Annotated in this window: 7 protein-coding genes; 4 read left to right on the forward strand and 3 right to left on the reverse strand. The window is 69.3% G+C overall.

Features of this window, described 5'->3' with window-relative positions:
* Positions 1-90: 90 nt before the first annotated feature.
* Positions 91-309, reverse strand: a complete 219-nt coding sequence (locus ACIA8X_RS15605; RefSeq protein ID WP_393445535.1) for a hypothetical protein — start codon at positions 307-309, stop codon at positions 91-93.
* Between the two features lie 66 nt (positions 310-375).
* Positions 376-1,800, reverse strand: a complete 1,425-nt coding sequence (locus ACIA8X_RS15610) for an amidase (RefSeq protein WP_393445532.1) — start codon at positions 1,798-1,800, stop codon at positions 376-378.
* Positions 1,801-2,048: 248 nt separating this feature from the next.
* On the opposite strand from ACIA8X_RS15610, the gene ACIA8X_RS15615 reads away from it, so the two are divergent.
* Entirely contained in the window at positions 2,049-3,437 is a 1,389-nt protein-coding gene (locus ACIA8X_RS15615; RefSeq protein ID WP_393445530.1) for a glycoside hydrolase family 43 protein, read from the forward strand.
* A 462-nt stretch (positions 3,438-3,899) separates the two neighbouring features.
* Here the strand turns inward: ACIA8X_RS15615 and ACIA8X_RS15620 are convergent, their stop codons facing one another.
* A complete protein-coding gene (locus ACIA8X_RS15620; RefSeq protein ID WP_393445527.1) occupies positions 3,900-4,694 on the reverse strand; it encodes a helix-turn-helix domain-containing protein in 795 nt (264 codons plus the stop codon).
* A gap of 74 nt (positions 4,695-4,768) precedes the next feature.
* On the opposite strand from ACIA8X_RS15620, the gene ACIA8X_RS15625 reads away from it, so the two are divergent.
* The 3 genes from ACIA8X_RS15625 to ACIA8X_RS15635 all read left to right on the forward strand — a co-directional run bounded on the left by ACIA8X_RS15625 (position 4,769) and on the right by ACIA8X_RS15635 (position 7,650).
* Positions 4,769-5,587 (forward strand): phytanoyl-CoA dioxygenase family protein, encoded by an 819-nt coding sequence (locus ACIA8X_RS15625; RefSeq protein WP_393445524.1) that lies wholly within the window; start codon positions 4,769-4,771, stop codon positions 5,585-5,587.
* The gene (locus tag ACIA8X_RS15630; RefSeq protein WP_393445522.1) at positions 5,584-5,859 is read left to right on the forward strand and encodes a hypothetical protein; all 276 of its coding nucleotides are present in this window, start codon (positions 5,584-5,586) and stop codon (positions 5,857-5,859) included. Before ACIA8X_RS15625 ends, ACIA8X_RS15630 begins: the two co-directional genes overlap by 4 nt.
* A gap of 306 nt (positions 5,860-6,165) precedes the next feature.
* On the forward strand, positions 6,166-7,650 hold the full coding sequence (locus ACIA8X_RS15635; RefSeq protein ID WP_393446397.1) for an RICIN domain-containing protein: 1,485 nt from the start codon (positions 6,166-6,168) through the stop codon (positions 7,648-7,650).
* Positions 7,651-7,852 lie beyond the last annotated feature (202 nt).

A 7,852-nucleotide genomic window follows, 5' to 3' on the forward strand; every position in this document is an offset into this window, starting at 1 on the left:
GTGTGCGCCTGCGCAACGCCGGGGTACAGCCGCTGACGGATCCTTGCCGAAACCTTGACGCGGACGGCTCTCACCTGCGCCCGAGCGGGCTCAACTGTCGTATGCGGCCTGGACGTAGACGGTTCTCGGCGCCTGGTACTCCACCACCATCACCACTGTGCCCCGCTCGATGCGGTCCGTGCCGGTGGCGGGATACGCGAGGAAGTGCTCGGCACCGCCGCGCACCCGGACGATCACCTCGCCGACCAGTCCCGGCCCGATCGTCCCCGTGACCCGCCCCATGAGCCCGACCATCGACGCATCGCCCATGGGCACAGAGTAGGGCCTGGGTGCGGGAGTTGGGGCGGCCTCACAAGTCCGCGGTGGGGTGCGGCCTCACCCGACCGCGGTGGGCGCCGCCTCGTCCTGCTGCGGCGGCCACAGCTCGTGCCAGCGCAGCTCCGCCTCCAGCTGCGCGGCCAGCGAGATCAGCAGCGGCTCGCTGTTCGCCGGTCCGAGCAGCTGGGCGCCGACGGGCAGACCGGCCACGAATCCGGCGGGGACGTTGACGCCGGGCCAGCCCAGCACGTTCCAGGGCCAGGCGTAGGGGCAGGCGGCGATCATCGCGCGGTCGGTGGCGAACCCGCCGAGTTCGAGCATCGCGCCGATTCGGGGCGGGGGAGCGGCCGTTGTGGGGGCGAGGATCACGTCGTACGACTCGTAGAACGTGCCGATACGACGGTGCAGTGCCGCCTCCGCGCGCCGGGCCGCGCGCAGCGGGAACCCGGCGAGCAGCCGGCCCAGCCGGGCGGCGTCCCGGGTGCGCCGGTCGAGCAGCGCGGGGGAGGGCACCTCGCTCGCCCACTCGGCGATGCCGGCCGTCGCACGGGGCACGAAGGTCAGCCCGATCTGGCCGTACGGCGGATCGGCCTCCTCGACGACGTGCCCCAACGCGCTCAACTTCTCGGCGAGTTGGACGGTCCTGGCCCGCACCTCCGGCTGCAGGCGGGCGGGCAGGGCGGTGAACGGCGGCTTGAGGGAGAGCGCGATGCGCAGCCGTCCCGGGTCGCGTCCGACGGCCTCGGAGACGTTGAGCGCGGGCGGCCGGTGCGGGTCGAGGTCGTGGTTGCCGGCGGCGGCGTCCAGCAGGAGGGCCGCGTCGGCCACCGTGCGGGCGAGGGTGCCGTTGACGGTGATGCCCTGGAACGACTCGCCGCGCGGCCAGGTCGAGATACGGCCGCGCTGCGGCTTGATGCCGATCAGATGGGTCCAGGACGCGGGGATCCGCACCGAGCCGGCGCCGTCCGAGCCGAGTGCGGCGGGGACGAGCCCGGCGGCGACGGCCGCGGCCGAACCGCCGGACGAGCCGCCGGGGGTGTGCTCCGGGCTCCACGGATTGCGGGTCGCGCCGAAGGCGGGCCCCTCGGTGAACGGCCACTGACCCAGCTCGCAGGTGTTGGTCTTGCCGACGATCACGGCGCCGGCCGCGCGCAGCCGCCGTACCGCCTCGCCGTCCTCGGCGACGGGCGGGAACTCCCCGCCGCACCCGAACGCCGTCGGCTCGCCCGCCACGTTCATGTCGTCCTTGACCGCGACCGGAACGCCCAGCAGCGGCCGGCGCCCACCGGCGGCCAGCTCCTTGTCCGCGGCCTCGGCCTCGGCGAGGGCGGCCTCGGCCCGGACCACCCGGAAGGCGTTGAGCGACCCCTGGGTCGCCTCGATCCGCGCCAGCGCCTGGGCGACCAGCGCCCGCGACGTCACCTCCCCGTCGGCCAGCGCACGGGCGGACTCGGCGAGGCCTACGGCACGGTCGGGCGTCATACGGGGCACCTCCGGGACGACGTTGTCACCACGATGTCTACCGAACGGTAACCTCCATGCGGCCGTGGTGGAACGGTTTCGCCGGGCGCGGCCCACGGGTTCACCACAGGTTTCTCTCAGGTCCCGCTTCCTCCTGCGCAAACCATTGACGTGCCTGAGCCCCACCCCTACCTTCTGATCGAATTTCCGAACCGCGTTCGATATGTCGAACCGTCTCGGAGTCCCTTGAACCGTAGGGAGAGCCGCACGTGACCAGACGTCCCCACACCCCGTCCCGCCGAGCCCTGCTCCGCGCGATGGCCGCCGTGCCCGCTTCGGCACTGATCCTGGGCGAGGCCCCCGGCCTGCTCGGCACGGCGCTGGCGGCCGCCCCGCCGAGCGGCTCGGCCACCCGCTACACGATCGTGCCGTTCCTGAACAGCAACGACGGGACCGTGAACGTCTATCAGTCGGACGACGCCACCGACTTCCGTCTGGCCAAGGCCTCCGCCTACACGCCGCCGAGCAACCGCATCCGCGACGCGAGCATCTTCAAGCACACCAACGGCTACTACTACGTCACCTACACGACCCACACCTGGCAGGACACCAGCACCACCATCGGCTTCGCGCGCAGCAGCGACCGGGTCAACTGGACGTTCCTGTACGACTACACGGTCCCGATCACCAACCTGTCCCGCGCCTGGGCGCCGGAGTGGTTCGTCGACAGCGACGGCAGTGTGAACGTCATCGTGTCCTGCTCGACCACCAACGACGAGTGGATCTTCACCCCGTACCTGCTGAAGGCCACGAACTCCGCGCTGACGGCGTGGAGTTCACCGGTGGCGCTGTCCGGCATCGGCGCGAACCACATCGACACGTTCATCGTGAAGATCGGCTCGACCTACCACGCCTTCACGAAGAACGAGACGACGAAGTACATCGAGTACGCGACCGCGTCGAACCTCACCGGCCCCTACACGATCTCCCGCACGGGCAACTGGGCCGGCTGGGGCAGCTACCGCGAGGGCCCCGCGCTGGTGCAGCTGGACAACGGCGCCTGGCGGCTCTTCTTCGACGGCTACGGCGACGGCACGTACTACTACAGCGACAGCTACGACACCTTCGCCACCTGGACCGCCCCGGCCGCGCTGCCCGCCGTCTCGGGAACGGCCCGCCACTTCACGGTCATCAAGGAGACCGTCTCCGGCGGCCCGACCCTGGCGAAGAACGTCACCCGTTCCTTCCAGTCGGCCAACTACTCCACCCGCTACTGGCAGACGCAGTCCGCCCTGCTCAACCTCCCCGTGGTGAGCAGCTCCAGCACGACCGCCGAGAAGCAGGCCTCCACGTTCACGGTGGCGGCCGGCCTTGCCGACGCGAACGGCTACTCCTTCCGCGATTCGTCCGGCAACTACCTGCGGCACTGGGACTTCCGGGCCCGCTTCGACCCCAACGACGGGACGTCGACGTTCGCCAAGGACGCCACGTTCGTCGCCCGCACCGGCACGGCGAGCGGCTCGATCCGCTTCGAGTCGTACAACTACCCCGGGTACTACCTGCGGCACTACAGCTACCAGCTGCGGGTGGACCGGACGGACGGGACGGATCAGTTCCGGCAGGACAGTTCATTCACGCCAGTGGCGTCCTGGGCCTGAGCTGCAGCCTTGCTGACCAGGGAACTTGTGTTGCGGGACGCGGAGGACTTGAGCGATTCCCTGGCGCGAAGGGGGGATGAGGCGGCTTTGAAGCGGCTGCCCGACGTCCTGCCCGCCGGCGCGGCGTCGATCCGGATTCGTGGGTGCGGTCCCTGTGTGCGTTTGTCGTCGCAGGGGTCGCCGCGTATGCCTCGAAGAGCAGCAGGGCGGCTCTCCGGCCACTGATCGCCCTACCTCGGCGATGCCGTTACGCCCGGGCCGTCGGCCTACGACGGCCGTGCCGGCGCGCCACGGCCTCGCCGAGTGGCGGCTGAGTTCCACGACGGCGGCGACCTGGCGCTGGTTGCTTCCGGCCAGGGCGATGTCGGCGAGGGCCCTGGCCGTGCTCAGGTCGAACGGATCGGGCAGGACCGGCTTCGTACGCGCCCTGTTGGGCAGGGGGCAGCTGTCCGCCGACACTACTCACGGTCCTGGGCCTTGCGGCCCCGCAGGGGCAGCCGCACGTACGTCACGCGGGCTCGCGCCGAGTTCACGGCGGCAGGCCTTGTTGAAGGCCTGGAGGTCGGCGATGCCCACGGCCGCAGCGATGGCGGTGATGGACAGGGTGGAGGACAACAGGAGGTGGCGGGCGCGTTGAAGGCGTCGGTGCCGGATGTACGACACGACCGTGAGGCCGGTTTCGGCACGGAACACGCGCGTCAGATGTGTGTGGGAGATCCCGACGGCGCGAGCGACGTCCGGTACGGACAACGGTTCGGCCAGGTGTTCCTCGACGTAGGCCTGTGCGTCGGCCACGAAGGGATGGCGGCGGCCGGCTCCATCGCCCCTTGGCAACTCGGCGATGCGCCACAGAGCGGTCCAGACCTCGGCCGTGGCTCGCGGGGGAGAAGTCGGCATGGCCGTCACGGCGTGGCGGAGCAGATCGGCCAGGCGCGTGCTCTCGGCCCCGGCGTCCTGCATCACCGGCACCACCTGCGCGGTTCCGCCGTCGTGCAGCCGCAGATGGACGTAGAAATGCTCCGACCTGCCCCGGTAGTGAAAGTGCACCTCCGTGTTCGGCGGCACCAAGCTGACGTGGCCGGGGCGTATGGGGTGGACCGACGGCCCGAGGGACAGCGCACCCTCGTAGTTGTAGAGGTGCAGCTGCCACAGGTCGGGCAGCCGGAAGACCTCGTGGGCGGTGGAGATGCCGTGCACCCCGATGCCGGCACCGACCACGGTGGGCGCCTCGTCGAGCCGTACTGTTACGTGTTTCACGAGGACGGAAAATTACCAGCACTGGACGATTTCAGCCCACGACTGATCCCGGACAGGGCCCGTACGTTCGTCGCATGTCAACCAGTAAGCAACTCCTGACGTCGGTTCAGGTGGCGCGCTTCGTCGCACAGGGATTCCTGCGCCTGGACGGGGTGGTGCCCCAGGACATCAATGAACGGGCCATCGCGGCCTTGACCGAGGGCCTGCCGGAAGTGTCCTACGGCACTCCGCTGGGCGGGGCGTTCGCGAAGGACACCTTCGTCCACGAGCTCCTCGCCCTGCCGGTCGTCGCAGGCGCTGTCGAGAGCCTGGTCGGCCCGGAGCCGACCGTCGACCACCATGCGGTTCATGTGCGCGAGCCGCACGAGGGACACGCGCAGCCGCTCCACGGAGACGCGATCATCGACGTACGGCCGGATGCGTTCGACATCCAGCTCATGTACTACCCGCACGAGGTGACCGCCGAGATGGGCGGCACGCTCAGTGTGCCCGGAAGCCATCTGCGCAGGATCAATGAGACGGACATCGGCCGCGTCCAGAACCTCAGGGGGCAGACCCGTCTGACCTGCCCGGCAGGCACGGTCGTTCTCGTGCACCACGGCATCTGGCACGGTGGCCGCCGGAACGACACCGCGAGTCGTCGCTACATGTACAAACTCCGCCTCAACCCGACCGTGCCGCAGGTGCGTCTGTGGGACGTCTCCGACCTGCACGACGCTGCGGTGACCGCGGAACTCAATACGTACCTTCCCTGGTACGAGCAGGCCACGGCCCGACTGGAGATCTACAACCGGGTCCTCCTGTGGCGGGCCCTGACAGGCAACGACTCGTTCGATGTCGAGTACTGGGTTTCGCGCGTCAGCAACCGGCCGACCCTGAGGAGTCACGCATGAGGCAGCAGGTTCTGGTCCTCTATCTCGCGACGTCGGCGCTGGACTCCGATGTCGTGGGCTGGTCCCGATACGACGGGACCGGCCGGACCCGTCCGACGACCGGTGACAGCGACGAGCCGCCCTATCCCACAGGGCTTGCCGCGCTACACGACGGGTGGCGCCTGTTCCAGGCCTCCCAACTGCTGCCGCCGCAGTCCGGTCACGAGTACGACGTCTCCTTCCTCAAGCACGAGTTCTTCTTCGAGAAGGTGGAGGACGGCTTTCGCCCTTGAAGCGGCAGGCATCCTGATCAAGCGCGGACATCGTCGTCAAGCGCTTCGACAAAGATCCTGCCGTTTTTCGGCTCTGCCTTGGTGCAGACCGGCCTAAGAGGCAAATTACCGCCGTTCGGTTACCTTCGAAGCGCTTCGACAATATGGTGTGCGCCGGGAGTATCGCGTCCGGAGTGGCCAGAGTGCCCCGACGCCTTCTCCGAGCCGACAGCGCGTCACCGACGGGAGGGCACGTATATGGCATTCAGGGTTCCGTGGCGCAGATGCGGGAGGCGTACGGGGGTGCTCGCCGCGGTGACCGCCTTGATGGCGGCGCTCCTGACCGGACTTGGCGTTGCTGGGACGGCGCGGGCGGCCACTGTGGATACGGGCGCGTGGTACGTGCTGGTGAACCGTGGCAGCGGTAAGGCGCTCGACGTGGCGGGCGCGAGCACCGCGGACGGGGCTGGTCTGTCGCAGTGGGCCCGTCATGACGGGGCCAATCAGCGGTTCCAGTTCGTGGATTCGGGTGGCGGCTACTACCGGCTGAAGGCGCAGCACTCGGGCAAGGTGCTGGACGTCCTGAACAATTCCACCGCCGATCACGCGGGCGTTGGGCAGTGGGGTGATGCCAATGGCGTCAACCAGCAGTTCCGGCTGGCCGATTCCTCGGACGGCTACGTCCGGCTGATCAGCCGCAGCAGCGGCAAGGCCGTCGAGGTGCAGAACGCCTCCACCGCGGACGGCGCCAAGGTCGTGCAGTTCACCGACTGGGGCGGGGCAGGCCAGCAGTGGCAACTGGTCCGCGCGTCGCGAGCGCTGGCGCAGGTGCACACCGCGGGGCGGGTCAAGGACGCCGGAAACACGGTGCAGTACAGCTGGCCCGGCGTGTACTTCGAGGGCACCGTCAGGGGCACCGGCGTGGGAATCGTGCTCAACGACTCGGCCGCCGACTACGACGTGCAGATCGACGGAGCCACCGTCGCCACGCTCGTGACGCCCGGCAACACCACGCACTGGATCAGCGGCCTGCAGGACCGCGCGCACACCGTCCGGCTCGTCAAGCGCAACGACACCCCGGGGGACACCAGCACGTTCGGAGGCTTCGTCGCCGCGCCCGGCGGTGCCGTACTGAGCAAACCGGCCGCCCGCAGCCGTCAGATCGAGTTCATCGGTGATTCCCTCACGGTGGGCTACGGCAACCTCTCGACCTCCCGCACCTGCACCTCGGACCAGGTCAAGCGGAACACCAACTCCGATGTGAGCTACGGCGCCCTCACCGCCCGGCAACTGAACGCCGACTACCAGATCAACGGCTACTCGGGCCTTGGCATGGTGCGCAACTACAACGGAGGCCGGCCGGACGTCACGTACCGGACCTTCTACGACCGTGCCCTGCTGAACGTGTCCGGCGACGTCTGGCAGAACCCGGGCACCTGGCGCCCCCAGCTCGTGGTGGTCAACCTCGGCACCAACGACTTCTCGACCGCCATCAACCCCGGTGAACCGTGGACGCCCGACAGCCTCGCGGCCGGCTACCGCAGCGCCTACGGCGACTTCCTCCAGAAGCTGCGCACGCGCTACGGGGCCGGGACGACCATCGTGGCAGTCGGCGCCGGCCAGTACGTTGGCCATGTCCAGCAGGTGGTCAAGGCACGCAACGACGCCGGCGACAGCGGGGTCCGCTACTGGTTCCTCGACGACTCGGGCCTGGACTTCCTCGGCTGCGACTGGCACTACTCGGCCCACGACGACCGACTCATCGCCGACCGGCTCACCTCGTTCATCGCCGGTCTGCCGACAGGCTGGTGACGGCACCGACCACCTTTCACCGCTCTTCCCCCACGGAAAGGGGTGACACGATGTCTTCCTGCGTCAGCAGACGGCGCCTGCTGCAAGTAGCCGGGGCCACCGCCGCCTCTGCCACGGGATCCTTCATCGGCACATCTCCCGCCCACGCGGCGGCTGTTCCTCCCGCGAGGGCCGACATAGGGGTCTTGGCGCACCCCTTCGA

The organism is Streptomyces sp. NPDC051738 (assembly GCF_044453205.1).
Lineage (GTDB): Bacteria > Actinomycetota > Actinomycetes > Streptomycetales > Streptomycetaceae > Streptomyces.